This is a genomic window from Pseudarthrobacter sp. NPDC058329 (assembly GCF_042879835.1).
GTDB lineage: Bacteria > Actinomycetota > Actinomycetes > Actinomycetales > Micrococcaceae > Arthrobacter.
Map to the genome: position 1 here is coordinate 901,550 of NZ_JBHVZR010000001.1, position 22,067 is coordinate 923,616.

Sequence of the window (22,067 nt, forward strand, 5' to 3'; positions counted from 1 at the left end):
GATGGCAGCCAGATCCCGGCTGCCCCTTTTGAAAGGCCTCAATGACTGTTGTACCCCTGCCGCTTGAGCAGAATCACCGCGGCGACACCCTGGTCCACGGTTCCGACGGCGGCTCCGAGGTCCGGCGTTCTGTGCTGCCCGGGGGAGTGCGGGTGCTGACAGAGGCAATGCCTGGCCAGCGGTCGGCAACCATCGGTTTCTGGGTAGGCGTCGGGTCCCGGGACGAGGCTCCGGGGCAGCATGGTTCCACGCACTTCCTGGAGCATCTCCTGTTTAAGGGAACCAAACGCCGTACCGCCCTGGAGATCGCCTCGGCCTTCGACGAGGTGGGCGGCGAGTCAAACGCTGCCACAGCCAAGGAAAGCACGTGCTACTTCGCGCGGGTCCTGGATTCGGACCTGCCCATGGCCATCGACGTCATCGCGGACATGATCACCGGGGCCGTCCTGGACCCGGCCGAGATGGAGCAGGAACGCGACGTCATCCTTGAGGAAATCGCCATGGACAGCGACGACCCCACAGACGTCGCCCATGAACACTTTGTGTCCGCCGTCCTGGGCAGCCACCCCCTCGGACGCCCCATCGGCGGCACCCCGGACGCCATCAAGGCCGTGGCCCGCGACTCCGTGTGGGAGCACTACCAGCGCTACTACCGGCCGGACGAGCTGGTGATCACCGCCGCCGGCGGCCTGGAGCATGACGTCGTCTGCAACCTTGTGGTGAACGCCCTCAAGACTGCCGGGTGGTCGCTGAAGGCTGATGCCGCGCCCGTGGAACGGCGTTCCACCGACCGGGCCTTGATCGCAGGGACGGCCGGGCTACACGTGGTCAAGCGCGCTGTGGAGCAGGCGAACATCATCATGGGCTGCCCCACCATCGTTGCCACCGATGAACGGCGCTACGTGATGAGTGTCCTGAACGCCGTGCTCGGTGGAGGTATGTCTTCGCGCCTGTTCCAGGAAATCCGCGAGAAGCGCGGCCTGGTGTATTCCACGTACTCCTTTGCTTCCTCCTACGCCGACGCCGGGTACTTCGGCATGTATGCAGGGTGCACGCCGTCCAAGGTGCGGCAGGTCCTGGACCTGCTCGGCGTGGAACTGGACAAGCTCGCGGAGCATGGAATCACCGAAGACGAGCTGCGCAAGGCCGTGGGCCAACTGGGCGGCGGAATCGTTCTGGCACTTGAGGACACCGGTTCGCGGATGTCCCGGCTGGGCCGCGCGGAGCTCGTTTCCGGCGAGTACCAGGACATCGATGAGACACTGCGGCTGATCAAGTCGGTTACTGCCGAGCAGGTCCAGGACCTTGCGGCTGAACTGGCTGCGGCGCCCCGGACCGTGACCGTTGTCGGACCGTTCGAGGAAACGGAAACGTTCGGACTCTGACGGCGGCCTGCGGAACTAGTTGGCACTGGAGGTGAGGGACCGTGGAGCGAACCCTGCCGGGCCGTGGTCCGGGAGCCCTGGCAGGCTTCCTTGGCCACTGGAAAGGGACTGCCCATTTGGCGGCAGGCCCGTGGGGTCCTGAGCGGACCGTCGACGCCGAGGTCACCTACACCCAGGTGGCCGGCGGGTCCGCCGTCGTGCAGACGTACCGCCACGCAGAAGTGGACGGTCGACACTTCGAAGGGCACGGCATCTTCACCGTTGATCCGGACCACCACGACATCCTTTGGTACTACGTGGACAGCTCCGGATTGCCGCCAGGCACGCCGGAGCGCTGCACATGGCACGGTGGCGTCCTCCGCGTGGAGCGGCACAGTGATCGGGGCTCGGCCCGCCACACTTTCAGGCTCGACGGCGACACCCTCACCCACACAGCTGAACTGCGCCTTGGTATGGCCGAGGAGTACCGGCCGTTTATGATTTCTGAGTGTCGGCGCGCTTGAATCACAAGCCGGCAACGGCGCAGGTTCGGCCTCGTTTTCGATTAAGGCTGCGGCTTGATGAGCTGCAATACTCGGACCATGGCCGTCTCTTTTGTGTGCACAACGCGGGTATCTTTGCCCCGAGCCGAACTGTTCGACCTTGCCCGGAGCGTCGATGTGCACAAGGATTCAATGGCGGAATCCCTCGAAGAGGCAGTCGCTGGCGTGACGTCCGGACTGCTGTCCTTGAACGAGGAAGTGACATGGCGGGCTTGGCACTTCGGCGTCCCCCTGGAGATGACCAGTCGCATTACTGAGATGCAGTCGCCTGACTATTTCGTGGACGAGCAGGTCCAGGGTCCCTTTCGACGGTTTCGGCATGTCCATGAGTTCCGCCAGGACTCAACGGGCACCACGATGGTGGATCGTGTCGAGTTCACAGCACCGTTCGGCCCCATAGGACGACTGGTCGAGAAACTGGTGCTGGCCCGATACCTTCAAAACCTCATCGAGACGCGCAACAGGCACCTTGCGGGTGAATCGACTACGGATTAGCCAGCCGTCCGAATTACTGCGAGAACTGTTGGATTGCGCCCGGTATGAATCCCAGGGTGCTGATCAGAGCAATTGTTGCTATGCCGTACCCAACGGCGAGGGCAGCGATGGCAAACCCCTTGCCGCGCTCGTCTCCGAGTTGGATTTGGTTAAGGGCGACGTGCCCGGCCCCCACTGCAAAAACAGCAAGAACGGCGACCCCAAAAACCCAAAACCCCGAAGTTGCAATGACAGCCAGAATCATGGCTGCGACGGCCAGTTTGTTTAGTCGACCAACTGATGTGTAGGTCGGCTCTGTAGGTGTGTTCATTCCGTTCCCCCAAACTCGATGTAAGAGTGAGTCTAACCGGGCACCTGTAACCAGGGCGGGTGGTGTGGTTCCGCCAGGCCGCGAATTCCAGCTGCCGTTGGGCGAACGTGCCGGGAGGCAGCACAGCACCTCACCCGGTTAGCAGGTCCACGAGGGCGTCTTCGAAGGGGCTTTTCTCTGCGGGCAGGGACCTTGGCGTTTCCGCTGGTAAGGACCCGGGTGGCCAGTGGGGTGGTTCCCAGTGGTGGTGTTCGGCTTTGTAGTGTCTGCCGGTGGGTGAGGTCCAGCCGGGTGGTTCGTTCCGGGTGGCTGGTGTGGGTTTCCAGCCGCTGTGGTGTTTGAGGCGGTGGTGTTTGGGGCAGAGTTGGGCCAGGTTGCTGATGCCTGTGGTCCCGCCGTGTTGCCAGGCTTTGAGGTGGTCGGCTTCGTTGTCGGGGGAGTTGTTGTTGCAGCCGGGGAAGGTGCATTTTCCGTCGCGGAGCCGGAGTGCTTTTTTCATGGCGGTGGTGAGGCGGTAGTTGATGCGGCCGATTTCCAGTGGTGCGCCGTCGCGGGGGTCGACGAGTACCCGGTAGAAGGAGCTTGCGCCGTCTGCGACGAGTTTGCGGGCCATGGAGGCCGGGATGGGTCCGTACCCGTCGAGGAGGGCGGGTTCGTCGGTGCGGCCGAGCAGCGAGAAGACCGGGACGGTGACGAGAACATCCGCCTTGGGCGCCAGGATGTTTCCCAGGGTTGCGATTCCGTCGGTTGCCGGGGGCCCGTTGGCCGCCGCCCTCTCCGCGGTGTCCCGTTCTGCAGTGTCCGTTTCTGCAGGTGCACCTAGGCCCGTGTCCTCGCGGCGGGCGCTTCCTGCGGCGGGCGCCGCGAGGAGGAGGCCGGCGGCGATGTCGGGGCGTAGTTGGGTCATGGTCCGGGGCTCGTCAGGGCCTTGGAGGCCGCGGGCGAGGGCGGTGGTGCGGTTCCAGATGGCGCAGGCGGTGTCGCCGGGCAGGTGGAGCGAGATCCAGGCCATGCCGTTGCGGTCGGGGGTGTATTCCATCCGCCGGTCGGCGGCGCTTTTGGTGTGGCGTTTTTCGAGGGTTTCGGGGTGGTGGCGTTCGCGCCAGGTGCGGACTTTGGCGCGGAACCGGGCGGGGACGAGTTCCCCGGGTGCGGCTCCGCGGGCCGGGTTGGGTGCGTCCGGGTCCAAGAAGTGCGCTGCCAGGGCCGCGGCGCCGGCGGGGCCGAGGCCTTCGGTTTCGTCGGCGATGATCCTGGCGTGCTGCCAGGAGATGGTCCCGGCCGACAGGGCGGCCACGGCCAGGGGCAGTGCGCAGAGTTGACGGGCCTGGCTGACGAGCGCCCCGGCGGCGCCGGAACTGATGGTCAGGACCCCGGCGATCTCCTCGACCGCTGACATCTCGGCATAGGTCCGCTCGTGCACGGGCAAGTCCGGTGGGGTCATGGCGTGCTGGATGCCGAGGGCCTCAGCCGCGTCCCGGGCTTTGACCGCGGCGAGCTGCGCTTCCAGCTGCTTCACTGCCGTCATCCGCTCCAGGCGGATTTCGTACTGGCGCTGCAGCACATCCACCGCGTCACCGGCACTGGCACCGGTTTCAAGGGCGGCGTCCTCGAAGAACAGCGCATCTAGGCGCGCGACGGAACCATGGATGCCTTCCATCGCTGCTGCGACGCCCGCGCCGTTTCCCATACAAACATCATCTATCGAGGCGCCGACAATTTGGCCTGGACCTGGGCCGGGGCTGCGCGCGGGCGAGGCCGATAGGAGGACTGGAGCAGCCGGGGCGGATGGAATCAGCGCAGCCGAGCCGATCGCCTCACCTGCCGTGCCCGCCACGTTTTCCATGGAAACATCATCCATCGAGGCACCGACATTCCCGTGCCCAGCCAGTCCAGCTGGTGCGGGCAAACCAAAACGCAGGAAAGGTGCTCCCTAGCCCCCGGCGAAGGGAGGCAGGACATCCACCACGTCGTCGGCCTTCAGGACAACGGAGTGGTCCCGCACAGCCACCTCATTGAGCAGGAAGCTGCTCCGCGACAGGATGCGGGGCAGCGGGGGAGTGCCGGCAGGAGGCTCAGGGCGCTGCACGGACAGAACGGTCTCGAGGAGATCAGCCACGGTGGCGCCGGGCGCCAGGTCGAAGTTCTCTTCCTCCAGGCCTGCCGCAGCGCGTGCGGCAGCGAAGTAACGTACGTTCAAAAGTGTCAGCCCCCGATGGCGCTCATGCTGCGGTCCGGTTGGACGAAGTCCGGAGCATCAAGTCCCACGTGGTCCATTCCGTGGGCTTTCGGCTTGAGCCACATTGCGTTTTGCCACCGCTGGGCGAGGGCTTCGTCGCTGGCTCCTGAGCGGAGGAGGCCCAGCAGGTCCACCTCTTCCCGGGAAAACAGGCAGCTCATGATTTTGCCCTCTGCCGTGATCCGGGTCCGGCGGCAATCGGAGCAGAACGGTTCGGTCACGGAGGCAATAATCCCCACGGTTCCCAGGGCGGGACCATCCAAACCAGCAGACCCGGCCACCCGCCGTCGTACTTCAAAACGCTCCGCCGGAGCACCGTCTCGGGCGCGGGGATCAGGGCTGAGGACAAAATCGGTGGAGAGAATCTGACGAATTTCGGCGGCCGTAATCATGTTCCGGCGAGTCCAGCCGTGATCCGCGTCCAGGGGCATCTGCTCTATAAAACGAAGTTCGTAGCCGCGCTCCAAAGCCCACCCGAGCAGCGACGGCGCCTCGGCGTCATTGATGCCCCGCATCAGCACAGCGTTCAGTTTGACCGGGCCCAGACCGGCCGCCCAGGCTGCGTCCACCCCGGCCAGCACCTGGTTGAGGAACGGCCTTCGCGTCAGTTGGGTGAAGGTTTCCTCATGAAGCGAGTCCAGGGATACGTTGATTCGGGTCAGCCCGGCAGCCTTCAGCGGCGCCGCCTTTTTCGCCAGCCCCACGCCATTGGTCGTCATCGAGATGGGCAGGGTTGGGTGGTTGCTGCGGAGGGCTGCAATGATGTCCACCAGGTCGTGCCGCACGAGTGGCTCGCCGCCTGTGAGACGCAGTTCGCGGACCCCCAACTGCTCGACGCCGATCCTCACGATCCGCACGATTTCCCCGGCTGACATAACCGCCTGCTTTGCGAGCCACTCCAGGCCCTCGGCAGGCATACAGTACGTGCAGCGAAGGTTGCATTTGTCCGTCAGCGACAGTCTCATGTCCGTGGCGCGGCGTCCGTAGCGGTCGGCCAGTCCGGCCGGAGCTTCAGCGGGGCGGGCACCGGGAACCGGCGGCAGGGATGCTGCTTCTTCCCGAGGCTGGGGCATGCCTAGCTGGACACTCATGAATTCAGGCTACGCCACGTTGGGGTGCGCATCACACCCGTGACGCCATCCAGCCACAGCAGCAGAATCTACGGGCCGGACGGGCGCCGCGGCTGCCGGCGAACATAAGCTGTAGGAGTGGACGCAACCCAGCCACAGCAGGCAGCGCACGACGGCGGGACGCAGCTCCCGGAGCGTCCGGCGCCTTTACTGCCGCACGGGCACGGGCTGCGGCGGCGGGGGTGGCTGGCGGCCGCTGCAGGCGCAGTTGCGGTGGGCAGTGCGGTGGTGCTGGGGGAACTGTTGGCGGGCTTGGTCAGTCCGTCGTTATCGCCTCTAACGGCCGTTGGCGGCGCTGTCATCGATGCCGTTCCTCCCGGTGTCAAGGACTGGGCCGTTGCGCTGTTCGGCACTGCGGACAAGGTAGCCCTCCTGGTGGGCATGGCCCTGGTGATGGTTGTACTGGCCGCGCTGGCGGGAGCGGTGGAGGACCGGCGCCGCTTTATGGGCGTCGTGGTGGTCGCCCTCTTTGGGCTAGTGGGCCTGACGGCCGTCCTGACCCGCGCCCAAGCCTCCTTCAACGCGATTGCGCTGGCGGTCCTTACAGCCGCCGCGGCCGCGGCGCTGCTCAGGTTCCTGATCCGCCGGCTTCAGGACCGGGGGAGCGCACCAGGGGCAGGAGCCGACGCCGCACCGGGCCGCCGTCGCTTCCTGCAGGTTCTGGCAGGCGGAGCAGCGTTCACAGTCATTGGCGGAGCGCTGGCAGCGACATGGCGCGGCGCCGCAGCGGCTGTCAGCGAAGCCAGGAGCCGTGTGGTGTTGCCGGCCCCGGGCTCACCGGCGCCGGCCATACCGGCAGCCGCTGAAGCGAAAGTCGACGGCATGCAGCCGCTGGTCACGCCAAATCCGGAGTTCTACCGCATCGACACGGCCCTCACGGTTCCCGCCATAAACCCGGACACGTGGGTCCTGAGAGTCACCGGAATGGTGGACAGGGAGGTAGAGCTGACCTTCGCCGAACTCCTTGCCAAACCCCTGACCGAACGCCACGTGACCATCGCCTGCGTGTCCAACAATGTGGGCGGAGACCTCATAGGCAACGCACGCTGGCTGGGCTGGCCCGTCCGTGAACTGCTCGCCCTTGCAGGGCCTCAGCCCGGAGCGGATATGGTGCTTTCACGAAGCGTGGACGGCTGGACAGCGGGCACACCCCTTGAGGTCCTCACCGACAGCAGGGATGCCCTGCTCGCCGTCGGAATGAACGGGGAGCCCCTGCCCCTGGAGCACGGATTCCCCGTGCGGCTGGTGGTGCCGGGACTCTATGGTTACGTGTCGGCCACCAAATGGGTCACGGGGCTCAAGGTCACCAGGTTCGCGGACGACGTCGCCTACTGGACGCCCCGCGGCTGGTCAGAGCGGGGTCCCATCAAAACATCCTCCAGGATCGACGTGCCGCGCACCGGCCGACAGGTGAAGGCGGGAACCGTTGTGTTCGGCGGCATCGCCTGGGCCCAGCACACAGGCATCGGCAAGGTTGAACTCCGCATGAACCGCGGGCCGTGGCAGCAGGCTCAACTGGCGGCAGGCATCTCGCTGGACACCTGGTACCAATGGAAGCTGGGTATGGACCTGACGGCAGGGCAGTACGAGGTGCAGGTCCGCGCCACGGATCTCGCAGCGCAGGTCCAGGAGGAGCAGAGCAAGCCGGTTGCGCCTGACGGAGCCACCGGCTTCCACACGATTAGAGTGGACGTGCAACCCTGATGGCTTACCGAAGGCGGAACCATGACCAGCCCGCAACCACATGGAACGTCCCCGCATGCAACGTCACTGGATCAAGCGCTGCACCCAACCACGCCTCCAGCCGGCCACCGGGGGCATCAGGGCGGGCACCGGGCGAGGTCCGTGGCTGATCATGTGGCTGCCGTCGCCGAACTGTTGCGTCCGTTGCGGTCACTCAACCGGACCGAGCTGCTGCCCCTGAGCCAGGCGCTGGGCCGGGGCCTGGCCAGCGACATCACCGCCCCCATCAGCCTGCCGCCCTTCGCCAATTCGCAGATGGACGGCTATGCCATCCGTTCCGCGGACGTGCCCGACGGCGGAACGGAGCTGCGCGTTATGCCTCCCGTCCCGGCCGGCGCAAGCCCCGCAGCCCTAGTGCCCGGGTTGGCTGCACCGATCATGACCGGGGCGATGCTCCCGGAGGGGGCCGACGCCGTCGTCCCCATTGAGCGGGCCATACCGGACCGATTCCTGCCGCACTCCGGGCGGGCAACGGTGAAGCTGCCTGCGGCAGCGCCCGGCACCTTTGTGCGGGACACCGGCAGTGACATCCGGGCCGGCGGGACGGCCCTGGCAGCGGGGACTTTCCTGGGCCCGGCACAGCTGGGTCTTTTGGCGGCGCTCGGCATCTCCGAGGTGGCGGTCCACCAGGCCGTGACCGTCCTTTTGGTGACCACGGGCGACGAAGTGGTGGAACCGGGCCAGGACCTCCCCGCCGGCAAGATCTACGACTCCAACGGCACGCTCCTGGAAGCCGCCATGAGGCAGGCCGGACTGGAAGTCCGGCGGACAGGCATCGTCACGGACAATCCGGAAAAGCTCCGCGGACTGCTCCGGGCCGAGGGCGGCGGGGTGGACCTCATCGTCACCACCGGCGGGGTCAGCAAGGGCGCCTACGAGGTGGTCCGGCAGGCGATGGAAGACCAGCCGGTGGAGTTCCTGCACGTGGCCATGCAGCCGGGGGGACCGCAGGGGATCGGCACGTTCGAAGGGCGCCCCGTCCTGGGGTTCCCCGGAAACCCGGTCAGCTGCCTGGTGTCCTTCGAGATGTTCCTCCGCCCTGTCCTGGCCGGCCTGCTCGGTGCCCCGGCGCTCCGCCTGCCGCTCCGCGCCCGGCTGGCCCAGCCGCTCAAATCCCCTGAACACAAGCACCAGGTCCGCCGCGGCACCCTGCAGCCTGACGGGACCGTCGAGTTGCAGGGCGGGGAAAGCTCGCACCTGATGCATGCGCTCGCGGGCTCCAATGTGCTGGTTCACGTTCCCGAAGGAGTGGCCGCGCTCGCGGCGGGGGCGGAGGTGGAAGTATGGATGCTGTGAATGCAGAAGAATCCCCGGCCGCGCTGACGCACCTGCGCCAGGACGGCAGCGCCCAGATGGTGGATGTCTCCGCCAAAGCCGAAACCACCCGGGAAGCCACCGCCACCGCCACAGTCCGAACCACCGCGGAGGTCCTGGGCCTGCTCGGTTCCGGCGGCCTGCCCAAGGGTGACGCCCTGGCCGTGGCAAGGGTCGCCGGTATCATGGCCGCCAAAAAGACCCCCGACCTGATTCCGCTGTGCCATCCGTTGCCGCTGTCCAAGGTCACCGTGGACTTCGAACTTGGCATTGATGCCGTTTCAATCCTGGCCACGGTCAAGACCCGCGGTGTCACCGGGGTGGAGATGGAGGCGCTCACGGCAGCCTCCGTTGCGGCCCTCAGCGTCTACGACATGATCAAAGCCGTGGACAAACACGCCGTCCTGAACGACATCAAGGTGCTCGCCAAAAGCGGCGGCAAGAGCGGGGACTGGACACTGTGACCACTCCCAACACGCCCGAACCCCACCGGCACGGCGACGTACAGGGCCGGAAAGCCGGGGTCGTGATCGCCTCCACACGGGCCGCCGCGGGAATCTACGACGACGAAACCGGCCCCGTGATCACCGACTGGCTGACCGAACACGGCTTTGCCGTGTTCCCCGCCATGGTGGTTCCGGACGGCGAGCCGGTGGGCGCGGCCATCCGGGCCCTCCTGACCCAGCGGCCCGCCGTCGTTATCACCAGCGGAGGCACGGGCCTCAGCCCGGACGACCGCACACCGGACGTCACGCTGCCGCTGCTGGACCGTGAAATCCCCGGCATCATGGAAGCGGTCCGCCGCGCGGGCGCCGCGAAAACTCCGCTGGCGGCCCTTAGTCGCGGCTATGCGGGCGCAGCAGGGCAGACCTTCATCATCAACCTGCCCGGATCACCCAAAGGGGTTATGGACGGCCTGACCGTCCTGGACCCGGTGATCGGGCACCTTTGCGACCAACTGGAAGGCGGACATGGGCACTGAAACAGCATTCGAGGTGGTCAACGCGGTCCTGAGCGCGGAACCCATCTCCGTGGACCAGGCCATCGCGGCAGTGGAAAGCGATACCGCCGGCGCGGTGGTCAGCTTCAGCGGCGTGGTGCGGAATCACGACGGCGGCAAGGCAGTAGAGCGCCTCAGTTACAGTACGCACCCCACGGCACACCAGGTGATGGCCGACGTCGTTGCCCGCCTCGTTGCCGAACAGCAGGCCCAGGGAGACAGCGCCGGGGGTGCTTCCAAGCAGCCTGTGCGGATCTGGGCGGCACACCGCATCGGCATGCTGGAAATAGGCGACCCCGCGCTGGTGTGCGCCGTGTCCGCAGCCCACCGGGGACAGGCGTTCGCCGTCTGCTCCGAGCTGGTGGACCGGATCAAGGAGCAGGTTCCCATCTGGAAGGAACAGTTCTTTACCGACGGAACAGTGGAATGGGTGGGCGCGGGCAGCTGACCCGGGCCCACAGCGAAACTCCCGGTCATCCGGGAGTTTCCACCCGGTTGCCTGCGAGGTAACCCACACTTCGCAGTTCCCGTGCGCCGCGAGCCCACCGGTAGGGTTAACGCATGACCGAACAACTTTCTGCTCCCTTGCCCGTTGCCGTGCTGGGTGCAAACGGGCGCATGGGCGCCGAAGCCGTAAAAGCCATCGAAGCCGCGCCGGACATGTTGCTCGTGGCCGCCCTGGGCCGCGGCGACTCGCTGGACCAGCTCACGGTAGCGGGCGCCAAATTCGTGGTGGACCTGACGGTTCCCGAGAGCACTGAAGCGAATGTCCGCTACGCCGTCGAACACGGCATCCACGCCGTTGTGGGCACCACGGGCTGGGACGGCGGCAAACTGTCCGCGCTGGAAGGCCAGCTGGAAAACCACCCGGAAACCGGCGTCCTGATCGCGCCGAACTTCGCCCTGGGCTCGGTGCTGGCCTCGGCCTTCGCCGCGAAGGCGTCCAAATACTTCGAATCAGTGGAAATCATCGAACTGCACCACCCGGACAAGGTGGATGCGCCGTCGGGCACAGCTGTCCGCACGGCAGAGCTCATCGCCGCCGAACGCAGTGCCGCCCAGATGCCGCCAAGCCCCGATGCGACAACCAGCGAACTCGCCGGCGCCCGCGGTTGCGAGGTGGACGGCATACGGGTCCACAGCGTGCGGCTCCGCGGCCTCGTCGCCCACCAGGAAGTTCTCCTCGGCAGCGCCGGCGAGCAGCTGACCCTGCGCCATGACTCGTTCGACCGCGCCTCCTTTATGCCGGGCGTGCTGCTTGGACTGCGCAAGGTAGCGGCCCACCCAGGGCTGACGGTAGGCCTGGACGGCTACCTGGACCTGGGGCTTTGACCGTGGGCGGAGTGCTGGCTGGCTTCCGGAAGAACCGCACCAAGATCTGGGTTGGGGCGGTTACGCTGCTCCTGGTTTTTTACCTGGTGGTGTCCTTCCAGCGCTCGGTCCTGCTGCTGACGGACAGTAACCCTGCTGCTGTAGCCATCGGAGCGGCCTACCTCGTACTGCCCGTGATCGGTGCCTGGGCGCTGGTCCGGGAACTGATGTTTGGGGCCCGCACCGAGCAGATGGCGAAAGTCCTCGAAGCCGAAGGCGGGCTTCCGGTGGACGAGCTGCCCAGGACGCCGGCAGGCCGGATTGTCCGGTCCGCAGCCGATGCCGAATTCGAGAAGTACCGGGCGGAGGCTGAAGCAGCACCGGAGGACTGGCGGTCCTGGTTCCGGCTCAGCTGCGCTTATGACGCCGCCGGCGACCGTAAACGCGCCCGCGCCTCCATGCGGGACGCCGTCAAGCTATTCCGCGGCAACGTTCCGGCCCAGCCCTGACCCGGGCGCTGCCAACCGACTCCGGAGGCAGGGCTCCGGCGTCAGCCGAAGGATGTTAGCGGATGGCCTTGGCGCCGCCGCGGCCCACCTGATTGGCAGCGTGCCCCAGCCATTCCAGGGGCCCGCGCCACTTCAGCAGCACGAACACGATGCCCACCACCACTGCACTGGCAGCCTGGGCGAAGTACATGGCGTCCTCCGTCCAGCCGGCCGGCAGGGGCTTCAGGTAGAAGCCCGAAACCACCCACACGTGGACTGAATACAGGGTCAGGGTCATGGCGCCCGCACCGCGCAGGGGCAGCAGCAGGTCCAACGCCACCCATTCGGCCAACCTGCCCAGCAGGAGGAAGGCCCCGATCACCGCAGCCGCCACCGCAGACGTATGCAGCAGGTCCAGCGGGGTGGCCGAATGGGGCGCCGCCGACGCCAGCCACCACCAGGACCCCTCCTGCGGGATGCCCGTCAGATTGACCTGCAGAACATTGTGCAGCGGGTAGCCGGGGGAGTCCAGCAGCCGTTCGAGGGCTGCCCGGCCGCCCCAGCTTTCCATGGCCGCGGTGCCAAGGGCCTTGGACAGGAAGGCGACAATAATGCCGCCGATCAGCAGCACCCAGGGGACCAGCCGTTTGTTGAGCATCAGGCGGCCGACGACGAGCCCCACCAGCAGGTAGGACAGCCACTGGAAAACTGGATAATAGCCCGTGAAGAAGAGGTCGGCAAGGAGCCGGGTTGGCGTGGCCAGGTCCTCCCAGGAGGGATTGTGTCCCAGCCGCAGTGGCGGGTCCGCGGCCAGCAGCCAGGGACGCAGCAGGTACGCCAGCACCGGAGAGGCCAGGATCCAGCCCGCGGCCCAGCCGAGGAGCTGCTTCAGCTGCATGCCCAGGAACGGCAGGACACACAGGAACAGCACTGCATAGTGGACCAGGATGATGGCCAGGTTCACTTCGAGGCCGCCCAGGCTGAGTCCGACGGCGGCGATCACCAGGGCCCGCAGGGCCACTCCCCGCCGGGCTGCCGAAAGGTCGGAACCATCCAACGGCTTGTGCTTCCCGGTGGACAACGCGAGGCCCACGCCTGCCAGCACTGCGAAGAGTGCCGCAGCCCTGCCGGAAAAGGTCAGGCCAATCCAGGTGGGGGTCAGGTCGGCGTTCGATTCGAACGTGGGGAGCAGATGGGTGGCCATCATTCCCAGCAGGGCCAGCCCGCGGGCCGCGTCAATGCCATACAGCCGGGCCGGGACGGACCGGCCGGCAGCAGTCCTGGCGGAGGCGGCGTTACGGGAGGTCATGACCAGATCGTCTCACACCCGGCTGTGCAGGGGCTGTCAAGCGACTGCCCTTGTGTTCGAATATATGTTCGAATAACATTGCTGGCATGAAGACCCCATCTCCTGAAGTTCCCGCCTGGGACTCCCCGCATCCCGGGCCGCTGAAGGCCATGAGCCCCGGAGTGGTTGACTACCTCTTTCGCCAACTGGTGGCCGGAAAGTCCGCGGAGGATATCCAGTGGGAGAGGGAAGGGCCCAGCCTGGACGCGCAGCCGGAAGGGGCCGAACTGGCACGCCGGCTGGGCGAGACGGATATTGACGCACTGACACCCGTGGAACTCTTCCATTACGTCAGGGCGGCCCAGCGGCTGGCCGGATGGGCGGAGGGGCTGCGGCAGGCGGCGCTCGGCAGGTACTGCCACCCCGGGCCGGGGGAGCCTCCCCGCACCGAAAAGGACCGCCGCCGCTGAGGCGTGGGTACGGGCGGCTGCCTAGGATGGGAGCGTGACAGACACCCTCCCCGCCGCCGCCGTCCAATACCTGCCGCTGGATGGGGGTATCCCGGCCAACGCCGCCGAGCATGTGCGCCTCATCGAGGACGCCGATGACCACGGCGCCCGCCTGGTGGTCTTTCCGGAACTCTCCCTCACCGGCTACCGGCTGGATCTCTTGAACGACTCCGATGCGTGGCTGGTGCCGGATGACCACCGTCTTGGCGATGTCCGGGAGTTGTGCCGCCGGACCGGAATTACGGCTGTCGTCGGCGCGGCGTTCCGCGAGGGCGATGGTACGTCCCGGTTGGCATCGCTTGCCCTTCATCCGGACGGGAGTACCGAAACGGCCTACAAGACACACCTGCACGGCCAGGAGCAGGAGCTGTTCACGCCGGGGGAGGGCACCACCATGATCGAAGTGGACGGCTGGAGGATCGCACTCGCCCTCTGCTCGGACGCTTCCGCGCCTGCACACGCTGCAGACGCTGCGGCCGCACATGCTGACTTGTACTGCGTGTCCGCCCTTTACACCCAGGAGGAGGACCACCGGCTGGGACTCCACCTCGGAGCGCGGGCTATGGACCACCGGATGTTCTCGCTCCTCGCCAACCTTGGCGGCCGGAGTCCCTTGGGCGAGTCATGTGGCTTGAGCGGCTTTTGGGGCCCGGACGGCTACCCCATGAAGCAGGCAGTGGGAACCCGGACTGAAGTTGTTCCCTGCGTCCTGCAGCGAAGCCGGCTCGAAAAATACCGCCGGCACTCCGGCGCTGCCGCCGGAGAAAACTCTATTTGACCTTCATCACGCCGGTCCCATTGTCCTAACCAGCCGGGGACAGGGTAACGTTTTTTCCATGGCTGACATTTCCGCGCGCATTCCTGCCCTTGGCACCCTTCTGACCGCCATGGTGACTCCATTCACCAAAGACGGCGCCGTGGATTACCAGCAGGCAGCGGAACTGGCCACCAAACTGGTCGACGACGGTTGCGACGGCCTGGTGGTGACCGGGACCACGGGTGAAACCTCCACCCTCACCGACGAAGAGAACCTCGGCATGTTCCGCGCCGTCAAGGAGGCAGTCGGAGACCGTGCGGCCATCATCGCCGGCACCGGCACCAACGACACCGCGCACTCAGTGCACCTTTCCCGGGAAGCTGCAGCACTCGGCGTCGACGGCATCCTGCTGGTGACCCCCTACTACAACAAGCCCAGCCAGGCCGGACTGCGCGCACACTTCGAGGCCATCGCCACTGCAGCCGACGTGCCCGTGATGCTGTACGACATTCCGGGCCGGTCCTCCATCCCGATCGAACCCGAAACCATGATCCGGCTGGCGCAGCACCCCAACATTGTGGCCGTCAAAGATGCCAAGGCCGATTTCATCGCGGCGACCCGGGTGATGGCAGAAACCGACCTGCTGTTCTACTCCGGGGACGACGGGTTGACCCTCCCCTGGATGGCCCTGGGCGCCGTCGGCCTTGTCGGCGTCACCACGCACGTGGCCACCCGCCAGTTCCGCGGCCTCATTGATGCGGTCAACGCCAACGACCTCGAAACCGCGCGGAAGATCAACTTTGAGCTTCAGCCCGTGGTCCGCGCCACCATGTCCAGGGTCCAGGGCGCCGTTGCGGCCAAACAGATTCTTAAATGGCAGGGAGTCCTGCCCAACTCGATTGTCCGCTTGCCCCTCGTGGAGCCGGACGAAGCCGAGATCGAAACCATCCGCGGGGATTTGGCGGAAGCGGGGCTGGTCTTCTCCTGAGGGCTGAGACCGGCACCCTTCCGCCTGGAAAGTAGTGCAATATGACCCAAATCGCCCTAACCGGCCTTGTCACCCCTCCGCGCCTGCCACAGGGCACGCTGCGGATCGTTCCGCTTGGCGGGCTCGGGGAGATCGGCCGGAACATGGCCGTGTTCGAAATCGACGGCAAACTGCTGATCGTGGACTGCGGCGTCCTCTTCCCGGAGGAGACCCAGCCCGGCGTCGACCTGATCCTGCCTGACTTCTCCTACATCGAGAACCGGCTGGACGACATCGTGGCTGTTGTCCTCACCCACGGGCACGAGGACCATATCGGCGCTGTTCCCTACCTGCTGCGCCTCCGCAACGACATCCCGCTGGTGGGTTCGCAGCTGACGCTTGCCCTGATCGAGGCGAAGCTGCAGGAACACCGTATCCGGCCCTACACCCTCACCGTCGAGGAGGGCCAGGTAGAGAAGTTCGGCCCCTTCGAATGCGAGTTCGTGGCCGTTAACCACTCCATACCCGACGCCCTCGCCGTCTTCATCCGGACCGCCGGCGGCACCGTCCTGCACACCGGCGACTTCAAGATGGACCAGCTTCCCCTTGATGGCCGCATCACCGACCTGCGGCACTTCGCCAAGCTCGGCGAAGAGGGTGTTGACCTCTTTATGTCGGACTCCACCAACGCGGATGTCCCCGGGTTCACCACGGCCGAGAAGGAAATCGGCCCCACGCTGGAGCGCCTCTTCGGCCAGGCCACCAAGCGGATCATCGTGGCCTCCTTCTCATCCCACGTGCACCGGGTCCAACAGGTACTGGACGCTGCCGCGAAGCACAACCGCAAGGTGGCCTTCGTCGGACGGTCCATGGTCCGGAACATGGCCATCGCGGAGAAACTGGGCTACCTGGACGTCCCGCCGGGCCTCATCGTGGACATCAAGAACATCGACAACCTGCCGGACAACCGCGTGGTGCTGATGTCCACCGGTTCCCAGGGTGAACCGATGGCTGCGCTGTCCCGCATGGCGAACGGCGACCACCGCGTGGTGGTGGGCGACGGTGACACCGTCATCCTCGCGTCCAGCCTCATCCCCGGCAACGAAAACGCCGTCTTCCGGATCATCAACGGCCTGCTCAAGCTGGGCGCCGACGTGATCCACAAGGGCAACGCCAAGGTGCACGTCTCCGGGCACGCAGCCGCCGGCGAACTCCTGTACTGCTACAACATCCTGGAACCGCTCAACGCCATGCCGGTGCACGGTGAAACGCGCCACCTGATTGCCAACGGCAAGATCGCCATCGAATCCGGTGTCCCGGAAGCCAGCGTGATCCTCGCCGACAACGGCACCGTGATCGACCTCAAGGACCACCGGGCAGACGTCGTGGGCCAGGTTGAAGTGGGCTTCGTCTATGTCGACGGATCCAGCGTCGGCGAGGTCACCGAGGCGGACCTCAAGGACCGCCAGACCCTGGGCGATGAGGGCTTCATCTCCATCATTACGGTGATCCACCGCGCTACCGGCAAGGTGGTGTCCGGGCCGGAGATCCACGCCCGCGGCGTGGCCGAGGACGACGCCGTGTTCGACGAGATCATCCCCAAGATCAACGCCGCGCTGGAAGAGGCGGTGCTGAACCGGACCGACCACACCACCCACCAGCTCCAGCAGGTGGTCCGCCGTGTCGTAGGCACGTGGGTCAACCGCAAGCTCCGCCGCAAGCCCATGATCATCCCCGTGGTGCTTGAGGCCTAGCAGTCCGCCACCGGCTCCGGCCCGTACTCCCCGTTTGACCGGGAGTACGGGCCGGAGATGTTTAAGCGGTCCGAACCGGGACTGTCCGGCCCTCAAATTCCCGGAATACCGGCGCAGTTCCGGTACCGTGGCTGGTATGGCCCCTCGTACTACTTCCGCGCCCAATGGTTCAAGCAGGGCCAGCTCCGGCAGCAAATCCGGCGGCCGCGCTTCCGGCTCCACGGCAGCAAAAACCACGGCAGCGAAGTCCGGGCGGACTGGCAGTTCCGGTACGGCGCGGACCCGCCAGCTTCCCGCCGTCGAACAGCACCAGCCCTGGCTGCTGAGGGTCGTGGGCGGGGCGTGGCTGGGCATTGGCCACCTCGTTGGCGGGGGAGTGCGGCGCATTGGCCATGACGTCAGCGACCTTCCGGCCGACGATCGCCGCGATGGTGCTGCCCTCTTCAACCTGGCTCTTGGCGTGTTCGTCGCCACCTTCGCCTGGTGGGGCCTCACCGGCTGGTTCCCGGACGCCGTCTACAGCGTAGTGAACGGTACCTTCGGGTGGATCTCCCTGCTGCTCCCGCTGATGCTTTTTGTGTGTGCCTTCCGGCTCTTCCGCCACCCCTCGGACGGGCGGGGCAACAACAGAGTGGGCATCGGCTTCCTCATCATGACCTTCGCCGGTTGCGGCCTGGCCCACGTCGTGGGCGGCCAGCCCACGGTCGCCCAAGGTTTTGACGGGCTGCGCCAGGCCGGCGGCATGCTGGGATTCCTGGGCGCCTCGCCCCTGGCCGCCATTCATCCGGCCGTTCCGTTGTTGCTCTACGGCGTTCTGGCCTTCGTTTCCCTGCTCATCATCACCGCCACCCCGTTCGGCGCCATCCCGCGGCGGCTGCGCGGTGCCTACGAGCACCTCATGGGCATCGACCTGCTGGACCCGGAAAAGGACACGGACCGCCACGACCGCAGCTACCTGGAACGGACCCCGCCCACACCCAAAAAGAAGAAGCGCCGCCTGTTCGGCAAGGATGAGGAAGCGGACGCCGGCCTGGAAGGCTATGTAGGCGACGAAGCCTTTGAGCATGCCGTGATTGACGACGACGAAGAGCAGCAGCCGCCCCGCCCGGCGCCGGGGGTGCGCCGTCCCACCCAGGCGGAGATCGCCGTCGAAAAGATCAAGGCGGCCCAGGGCCTGGGCGCCGCTGCGTCCGCCGGGCCGGGTGAAAACGCCACCGAAGCCATCCCAATGATCACGCCGGGCATGTCCGCTCCCGGCGGCCAGGCCGCCTCCGCGGCACCCGCCGTGCCGTCCACCCCTGTGGCTCCGGCGCCGCCGCCCGTCCCCATCCCGCAGCGGACCGAGCAGTTGTCCCTCGTGGGCGACGTGACGTACACTCTCCCTGCCTCGGACTACCTCACCCCGGGCTCCATCCCGAAGGAGCGCACGGAGGCTAATGACGCCGTCGTCGCCGCCCTCACTGACACCCTGACGCAGTTCAACGTCGATGCCACCGTTACGGGGTTCAGCCGCGGTCCCACCGTGACCCGGTACGAAATCGAACTTGCCCCCGGGACCAAGGTGGAGCGGGTTACTGCGCTGTCCAAGAACATTTCCTACGCCGTGGCCTCCAGCGACGTGCGGATCCTCAGCCCCATCCCGGGCAAGTCCGCCATCGGCATTGAGATCCCCAATACCGACCGCGAGACCGTGTCCCTGGGCGACGTGCTCCGCAGCCAGAACGCGCGCCGCACCGACCACCCGATGGTGATGGGCGTGGGCAAGGACGTTGAAGGCGGCTACGTGGTGGCCAACCTCGCCAAGATGCCCCACCTGCTGGTGGCCGGCGCCACCGGTGCCGGTAAGTCCTCCTTCGTGAACTCGATGATCACCTCCATCCTGATGCGCTCCACCCCCGACGAGGTGCGCATGGTGATGGTGGACCCCAAGCGTGTGGAACTGACCGCCTACGAAGGCGTCCCGCACCTCATCACGCCCATCATCACCAATCCCAAGAAGGCAGCGGAGGCGCTCCAGTGGGTGGTCCGGGAGATGGACGCACGGTACGACGACCTCGCCAACTACGGTTTCAAACACATCGACGACTTCAACAAGGCCGTCCGCGCAGGCAAAGTCCAGCCACCGGTCGACTCCAAGCGCGTCATCCGCCCGTACCCCTACCTGCTGGTGATCGTGGACGAGCTCGCTGACCTCATGATGGTGGCGCCACGCGATGTTGAAGACTCGATCGTCCGCATCACGCAGCTGGCACGCGCGGCCGGCATCCACCTGGTCCTGGCTACCCAGCGGCCGTCGGTGGACGTGGTCACGGGCCTCATCAAGGCCAACGTCCCGTCCCGCATGGCGTTTGCCACCTCCTCGGTTACGGACTCGCGCGTGGTCCTGGACCAACCGGGTGCGGAGAAACTTATCGGCCAGGGTGATGCGCTCTTCCTGCCGATGGGCGCTTCAAAAGCCATGCGCGTCCAGGGCGCCTGGGTCACGGAATCCGAAATCCACAAGGTGGTTGAGCACGTCAAGGGGCAGCTTCAGGCCACCTACCGTGACGACGTCGCGGCGGAAGCGCCCAAGAAGCAGATCGACGACGACATCGGAGACGACCTCGAGGTGCTGCTGCAGGCCACGGAACTGGTGGTCACCACACAGTTCGGCTCCACGTCCATGCTGCAGCGCAAGCTGCGTGTTGGCTTCGCGAAGGCCGGGCGCCTGATGGACCTGCTCGAATCACGGGGAGTTGTTGGCCCCTCCGAAGGTTCCAAGGCCCGTGATGTGCTGGTGAAACCGGACGACCTCGCGCCTGTCCTCGCTGCCATGAAGGGCCAGGAAGCCCCGGCAGCACCCGACGCCCAGACGGCCGCCTTGAGCGAGAACGCCAACTCCAACATCGCCCAGGGCGGCTACGCCGAGGACCTGGTGGCCGCGGACCTGGACCAGCGGAAGCAGAACGTCGAATATTACGATGGCTCGGACTCCCCGCCGGGCGGCTATGACGAAGACGAGGGCTCCGAAGACGCCTGGTCCCTGACCGGGCGCTAGCCCAAAGACGGTAGCCTAGAAACGTGACTAGCACCGATGCAACCGCCGCCGGCAAGGGCCGTGCCGGGGTCTGGAACCTCCCCAATGTCCTGACCATGCTCCGCATCGCGCTGGTGCCGTTTTTCGTCTGGTTCCTGATCCTGGACGCGCCGGGCCTGCACAGCGAGGCAGGGCCGTGGCGGTGGGTGGCGGCGGCGGCGTTCGCTGTGGCGATTTACACGGACAAGCTCGACGGCGACATCGCCAGGAGCCGGAACCTCGTGACCGACTTCGGCAAGATTGCCGATCCAATCGCGGACAAGCTGCTGATCGGTTCCGCCCTGGTGATGCTGTCCGTCCTCGGCGAACTGCCCTGGTGGGTCACCCTTGTCATTCTGGTCCGCGAATGGGGCATCACCGCCCTGCGGTTCTTTGTTATCCGGTACGGCGTCATCCCGGCGTCGCGCGGCGGCAAGCTTAAAACGGTGGTCCAGACCGCCGCCATCTTCCTGTACCTCCTGCCGCTCGCAGCGATCGCGCCATGGCTTGGCTGGGTAGCCTTCGCCGTGATGATGGTGGCCGTACTGATCACGGTGTGGACCGGCGTCGAGTACGTTGTGGAGGCGCTGCGCCTGCGGTCCAAGGGAAAGCGGCAGGAGCAGGCATGACCAACGTCCACCACGTTTCCCTTCACCATCTGTCGGAACAGGCGGTCAGGAAGGCGCTGGAGCAGAGCCGCACCGTCGCCACGGCAGAGTCGCTGACAGCCGGAATGGTGTCCGCAGTCCTTGCCGATACCCCGGGAGCCTCCGGCATGCTGCAGGGCGGCGTGGTGGCCTACCAGAACTCCGTCAAGGAAAATGTCCTGAAGGTTTCCCCCGAACTCCTGGCCGGCGTCGGGTCCGTGGACGGTGACGTCGCCGCAGCGATGGCCGACGGTGCCCGGGTGGCTCTTGGCGCGGACATCGGCGTCTCCACCACAGGGGTGGCCGGGCCGGAAGCACACAACGGAAGGCCCGTGGGAACGGTGTACATCGGCATCGCAACAGGTGCGGGATCAGCGGGCTTCCAGTATTCGTTTTCCGGGAGCCGGGCCGAGATCCGCGGGCAAGCATGCGGCGCTGCCCTGGAACGGCTGCTCGAAGCGCTGGCTCCTGAAGTTACCCGCCGGTAAAGTTGTCGGGAACAAAAGCCGGTACCGATTAGTTATTACATTGTGTCGCTTCCGGAGAGCGGAGGCGCCTAGGATGAAAACACTAATGGTTCGCTTACGGCGGACCGGACTATGAGGAGCAAGGCGATACAGATGGTAAAGCAGCCCGTATCCGTAAACGGCGTTGTCCGCTGGAAGGATGTGGGCCTCGCCGATCAGGCTAAGAGTGAACAAAAGGAGCGCAAGATGGTTGTACTTCGTCACGAAATCGGTGATGTCCTGCGCGATGTTCGCCAGCGTCAGGGGCGCACGCTCCGTGAAGTTTCGCACAGCGCCCGTGTCTCCTTGGGTTACCTCAGCGAGGTTGAGCGCGGCCAGAAGGAAGCATCCTCCGAGCTGCTGTCCTCGATCTGCTCGGCCCTGGACGTTCCCTTGTCCAGCATGCTTCGGGAGGTCAGTGACCGTGTGGCAGTAGCCGAAGGCGTTGCCGTGCCGGACACCGTACCCCAGGAATTCTCCCAGCGTTACGGACGTGACCTTGATCGCGACCTTAACAATGAGCTGAACGACGAACTTTCAACGGGCCTGTTCTCAGGCGCCCGGTAAGGGCTGAACCACCCACCAGGTGGCCCTGCAACACTGAAGCCTCCGGCGGTCCGCCGGAGG

Annotated in this window: 23 protein-coding genes; 18 read left to right on the top strand and 5 right to left on the bottom strand. The window is 66.1% G+C overall.

Annotated elements, in window-relative coordinates; translation table 11 throughout:
• Positions 1-41: 41 nt before the first annotated feature.
• The 3 genes from ACFVYC_RS04275 to ACFVYC_RS04285 all read left to right on the top strand — a co-directional run bounded on the left by ACFVYC_RS04275 (position 42) and on the right by ACFVYC_RS04285 (position 2,422).
• Positions 42-1,385, top strand: a complete 1,344-nt coding sequence (locus ACFVYC_RS04275; protein ID WP_387546960.1) for a M16 family metallopeptidase — start codon at positions 42-44, stop codon at positions 1,383-1,385.
• 41 nt (positions 1,386-1,426) lie between these two features.
• Positions 1,427-1,888 (top strand): DUF1579 family protein, encoded by a 462-nt coding sequence (locus ACFVYC_RS04280; protein WP_387546963.1) that lies wholly within the window; start codon positions 1,427-1,429, stop codon positions 1,886-1,888.
• Positions 1,889-1,966: 78 nt separating this feature from the next.
• Positions 1,967-2,422, top strand: coding sequence for an SRPBCC family protein (locus ACFVYC_RS04285; protein WP_387546966.1), 456 nt, complete (start codon positions 1,967-1,969; stop codon positions 2,420-2,422).
• Between the two features lie 13 nt (positions 2,423-2,435).
• On the opposite strand, the gene ACFVYC_RS04290 is transcribed toward ACFVYC_RS04285, so the two are convergent.
• The 4 genes from ACFVYC_RS04290 to moaA form a co-directional block, all read right to left on the bottom strand.
• A complete protein-coding gene (locus tag ACFVYC_RS04290) occupies positions 2,436-2,732 on the bottom strand; it encodes a DUF4190 domain-containing protein (protein ID WP_387546969.1) in 297 nt (98 codons plus the stop codon).
• A gap of 130 nt (positions 2,733-2,862) precedes the next feature.
• Entirely contained in the window at positions 2,863-4,422 is a 1,560-nt protein-coding gene (locus ACFVYC_RS04295) for an HNH endonuclease (RefSeq protein WP_387546971.1), read from the bottom strand.
• A gap of 243 nt (positions 4,423-4,665) precedes the next feature.
• Positions 4,666-4,932 carry a MoaD/ThiS family protein gene (locus tag ACFVYC_RS04300; protein WP_387546974.1) on the bottom strand — a complete coding sequence of 89 codons (267 nt, stop codon included), beginning with the start codon at positions 4,930-4,932 and terminating at the stop codon, positions 4,666-4,668.
• Between the two features lie 5 nt (positions 4,933-4,937).
• Positions 4,938-6,062, bottom strand: coding sequence for a GTP 3',8-cyclase MoaA (gene moaA, locus ACFVYC_RS04305; protein ID WP_387546976.1), 1,125 nt, complete (start codon positions 6,060-6,062; stop codon positions 4,938-4,940).
• Positions 6,063-6,251: 189 nt separating this feature from the next.
• Here moaA and ACFVYC_RS04310 point away from each other — a divergent pair, with 189 nt between their 5' ends.
• The 7 genes from ACFVYC_RS04310 to ACFVYC_RS04340 all read left to right on the top strand — a co-directional run bounded on the left by ACFVYC_RS04310 (position 6,252) and on the right by ACFVYC_RS04340 (position 11,978).
• Entirely contained in the window at positions 6,252-7,805 is a 1,554-nt protein-coding gene (locus ACFVYC_RS04310) for a molybdopterin-dependent oxidoreductase (protein ID WP_387547150.1), read from the top strand.
• A 21-nt stretch (positions 7,806-7,826) separates the two neighbouring features.
• The gene (gene glp, locus ACFVYC_RS04315; protein WP_387546979.1) at positions 7,827-9,140 is read left to right on the top strand and encodes a gephyrin-like molybdotransferase Glp; all 1,314 of its coding nucleotides are present in this window, start codon (positions 7,827-7,829) and stop codon (positions 9,138-9,140) included.
• On the top strand, positions 9,128-9,622 hold the full coding sequence (gene moaC / locus ACFVYC_RS04320; protein ID WP_387546982.1) for a cyclic pyranopterin monophosphate synthase MoaC: 495 nt from the start codon (positions 9,128-9,130) through the stop codon (positions 9,620-9,622). Before glp ends, moaC begins: the two co-directional genes overlap by 13 nt.
• Positions 9,619-10,140 carry a molybdenum cofactor biosynthesis protein B gene (locus ACFVYC_RS04325; RefSeq protein WP_387546985.1) on the top strand — a complete coding sequence of 174 codons (522 nt, stop codon included), beginning with the start codon at positions 9,619-9,621 and terminating at the stop codon, positions 10,138-10,140. The genes moaC and ACFVYC_RS04325 overlap by 4 nt, the downstream gene beginning before the upstream one ends.
• Positions 10,130-10,606, top strand: a complete 477-nt coding sequence (locus tag ACFVYC_RS04330) for a molybdenum cofactor biosynthesis protein MoaE (RefSeq protein ID WP_387546988.1) — start codon at positions 10,130-10,132, stop codon at positions 10,604-10,606. The genes ACFVYC_RS04325 and ACFVYC_RS04330 overlap by 11 nt, the downstream gene beginning before the upstream one ends.
• Before the next feature lie 113 nt (positions 10,607-10,719).
• Positions 10,720-11,490, top strand: a complete 771-nt coding sequence (gene dapB / locus ACFVYC_RS04335) for a 4-hydroxy-tetrahydrodipicolinate reductase (RefSeq protein WP_387546990.1) — start codon at positions 10,720-10,722, stop codon at positions 11,488-11,490.
• 2 nt (positions 11,491-11,492) lie between these two features.
• On the top strand, positions 11,493-11,978 hold the full coding sequence (locus ACFVYC_RS04340) for a hypothetical protein (protein ID WP_387547153.1): 486 nt from the start codon (positions 11,493-11,495) through the stop codon (positions 11,976-11,978).
• Between the two features lie 55 nt (positions 11,979-12,033).
• Here the strand turns inward: ACFVYC_RS04340 and ACFVYC_RS04345 are convergent, their stop codons facing one another.
• Positions 12,034-13,266, bottom strand: coding sequence for a heparan-alpha-glucosaminide N-acetyltransferase domain-containing protein (locus tag ACFVYC_RS04345; RefSeq protein ID WP_387546993.1), 1,233 nt, complete (start codon positions 13,264-13,266; stop codon positions 12,034-12,036).
• A gap of 86 nt (positions 13,267-13,352) precedes the next feature.
• Between ACFVYC_RS04345 and ACFVYC_RS04350 the strand changes: the two genes are divergently transcribed.
• The 8 genes from ACFVYC_RS04350 to ACFVYC_RS04385 all read left to right on the top strand — a co-directional run bounded on the left by ACFVYC_RS04350 (position 13,353) and on the right by ACFVYC_RS04385 (position 22,007).
• Positions 13,353-13,715: a hypothetical protein gene (locus ACFVYC_RS04350; RefSeq protein WP_387546994.1), complete on the top strand. Its 363-nt coding sequence runs from the start codon at positions 13,353-13,355 to the stop codon at positions 13,713-13,715.
• A gap of 34 nt (positions 13,716-13,749) precedes the next feature.
• A complete protein-coding gene (locus ACFVYC_RS04355; RefSeq protein ID WP_387546996.1) occupies positions 13,750-14,532 on the top strand; it encodes a carbon-nitrogen hydrolase family protein in 783 nt (260 codons plus the stop codon).
• Positions 14,533-14,590: 58 nt separating this feature from the next.
• The gene (gene dapA / locus ACFVYC_RS04360) at positions 14,591-15,499 is read left to right on the top strand and encodes a 4-hydroxy-tetrahydrodipicolinate synthase (RefSeq protein WP_387546999.1); all 909 of its coding nucleotides are present in this window, start codon (positions 14,591-14,593) and stop codon (positions 15,497-15,499) included.
• Positions 15,500-15,540: 41 nt separating this feature from the next.
• Complete coding sequence (locus ACFVYC_RS04365; protein ID WP_387547001.1) at positions 15,541-17,232, top strand: ribonuclease J; 1,692 nt, start codon at positions 15,541-15,543, stop codon at positions 17,230-17,232.
• Positions 17,233-17,368: 136 nt separating this feature from the next.
• Positions 17,369-20,269, top strand: a complete 2,901-nt coding sequence (locus ACFVYC_RS04370; protein WP_387547004.1) for a DNA translocase FtsK — start codon at positions 17,369-17,371, stop codon at positions 20,267-20,269.
• A gap of 23 nt (positions 20,270-20,292) precedes the next feature.
• Complete coding sequence (pgsA, locus tag ACFVYC_RS04375) at positions 20,293-20,916, top strand: CDP-diacylglycerol--glycerol-3-phosphate 3-phosphatidyltransferase (RefSeq protein ID WP_387547005.1); 624 nt, start codon at positions 20,293-20,295, stop codon at positions 20,914-20,916.
• A complete protein-coding gene (locus ACFVYC_RS04380; protein ID WP_387547008.1) occupies positions 20,913-21,422 on the top strand; it encodes a CinA family protein in 510 nt (169 codons plus the stop codon). The genes pgsA and ACFVYC_RS04380 overlap by 4 nt, the downstream gene beginning before the upstream one ends.
• Positions 21,423-21,554: 132 nt before the next feature.
• Entirely contained in the window at positions 21,555-22,007 is a 453-nt protein-coding gene (locus tag ACFVYC_RS04385; RefSeq protein ID WP_104042778.1) for a helix-turn-helix domain-containing protein, read from the top strand.
• Positions 22,008-22,067: the final 60 nt, after the last annotated feature.

Bases quoted from the DNA above. Each gene is read 5' to 3' on its own strand.
- ACFVYC_RS04285 (WP_387546966.1), top strand. From the start codon at position 1,967: ATGGCCGTCTCTTTTGTGTGCACAACGCGGGTATCTTTGCCCCGAGCC.
- ACFVYC_RS04365 (WP_387547001.1), top strand. From the start codon at position 15,541: ATGACCCAAATCGCCCTAACCGGCCTTGTCACCCCTCCGCGCCTGCCA.
- ACFVYC_RS04345 (WP_387546993.1), bottom strand. From the start codon at position 13,266: ATGACCTCCCGTAACGCCGCCTCCGCCAGGACTGCTGCCGGCCGGTCC.
- ACFVYC_RS04295 (WP_387546971.1), bottom strand. From the start codon at position 4,422: ATGGGAAACGGCGCGGGCGTCGCAGCAGCGATGGAAGGCATCCATGGT.
- dapB (WP_387546990.1), top strand. From the start codon at position 10,720: ATGACCGAACAACTTTCTGCTCCCTTGCCCGTTGCCGTGCTGGGTGCA.
- ACFVYC_RS04330 (WP_387546988.1), top strand. From the start codon at position 10,130: ATGGGCACTGAAACAGCATTCGAGGTGGTCAACGCGGTCCTGAGCGCG.
- moaA (WP_387546976.1), bottom strand. From the start codon at position 6,062: ATGAGTGTCCAGCTAGGCATGCCCCAGCCTCGGGAAGAAGCAGCATCC.
- ACFVYC_RS04370 (WP_387547004.1), top strand. From the start codon at position 17,369: ATGGCCCCTCGTACTACTTCCGCGCCCAATGGTTCAAGCAGGGCCAGC.
- moaC (WP_387546982.1), top strand. From the start codon at position 9,128: ATGGATGCTGTGAATGCAGAAGAATCCCCGGCCGCGCTGACGCACCTG.
- ACFVYC_RS04380 (WP_387547008.1), top strand. From the start codon at position 20,913: ATGACCAACGTCCACCACGTTTCCCTTCACCATCTGTCGGAACAGGCG.
- ACFVYC_RS04290 (WP_387546969.1), bottom strand. From the start codon at position 2,732: ATGAACACACCTACAGAGCCGACCTACACATCAGTTGGTCGACTAAAC.
- ACFVYC_RS04275 (WP_387546960.1), top strand. From the start codon at position 42: ATGACTGTTGTACCCCTGCCGCTTGAGCAGAATCACCGCGGCGACACC.
- ACFVYC_RS04350 (WP_387546994.1), top strand. From the start codon at position 13,353: ATGAAGACCCCATCTCCTGAAGTTCCCGCCTGGGACTCCCCGCATCCC.
- dapA (WP_387546999.1), top strand. From the start codon at position 14,591: ATGGCTGACATTTCCGCGCGCATTCCTGCCCTTGGCACCCTTCTGACC.
- glp (WP_387546979.1), top strand. From the start codon at position 7,827: ATGACCAGCCCGCAACCACATGGAACGTCCCCGCATGCAACGTCACTG.
- ACFVYC_RS04385 (WP_104042778.1), top strand. From the start codon at position 21,555: ATGGTAAAGCAGCCCGTATCCGTAAACGGCGTTGTCCGCTGGAAGGAT.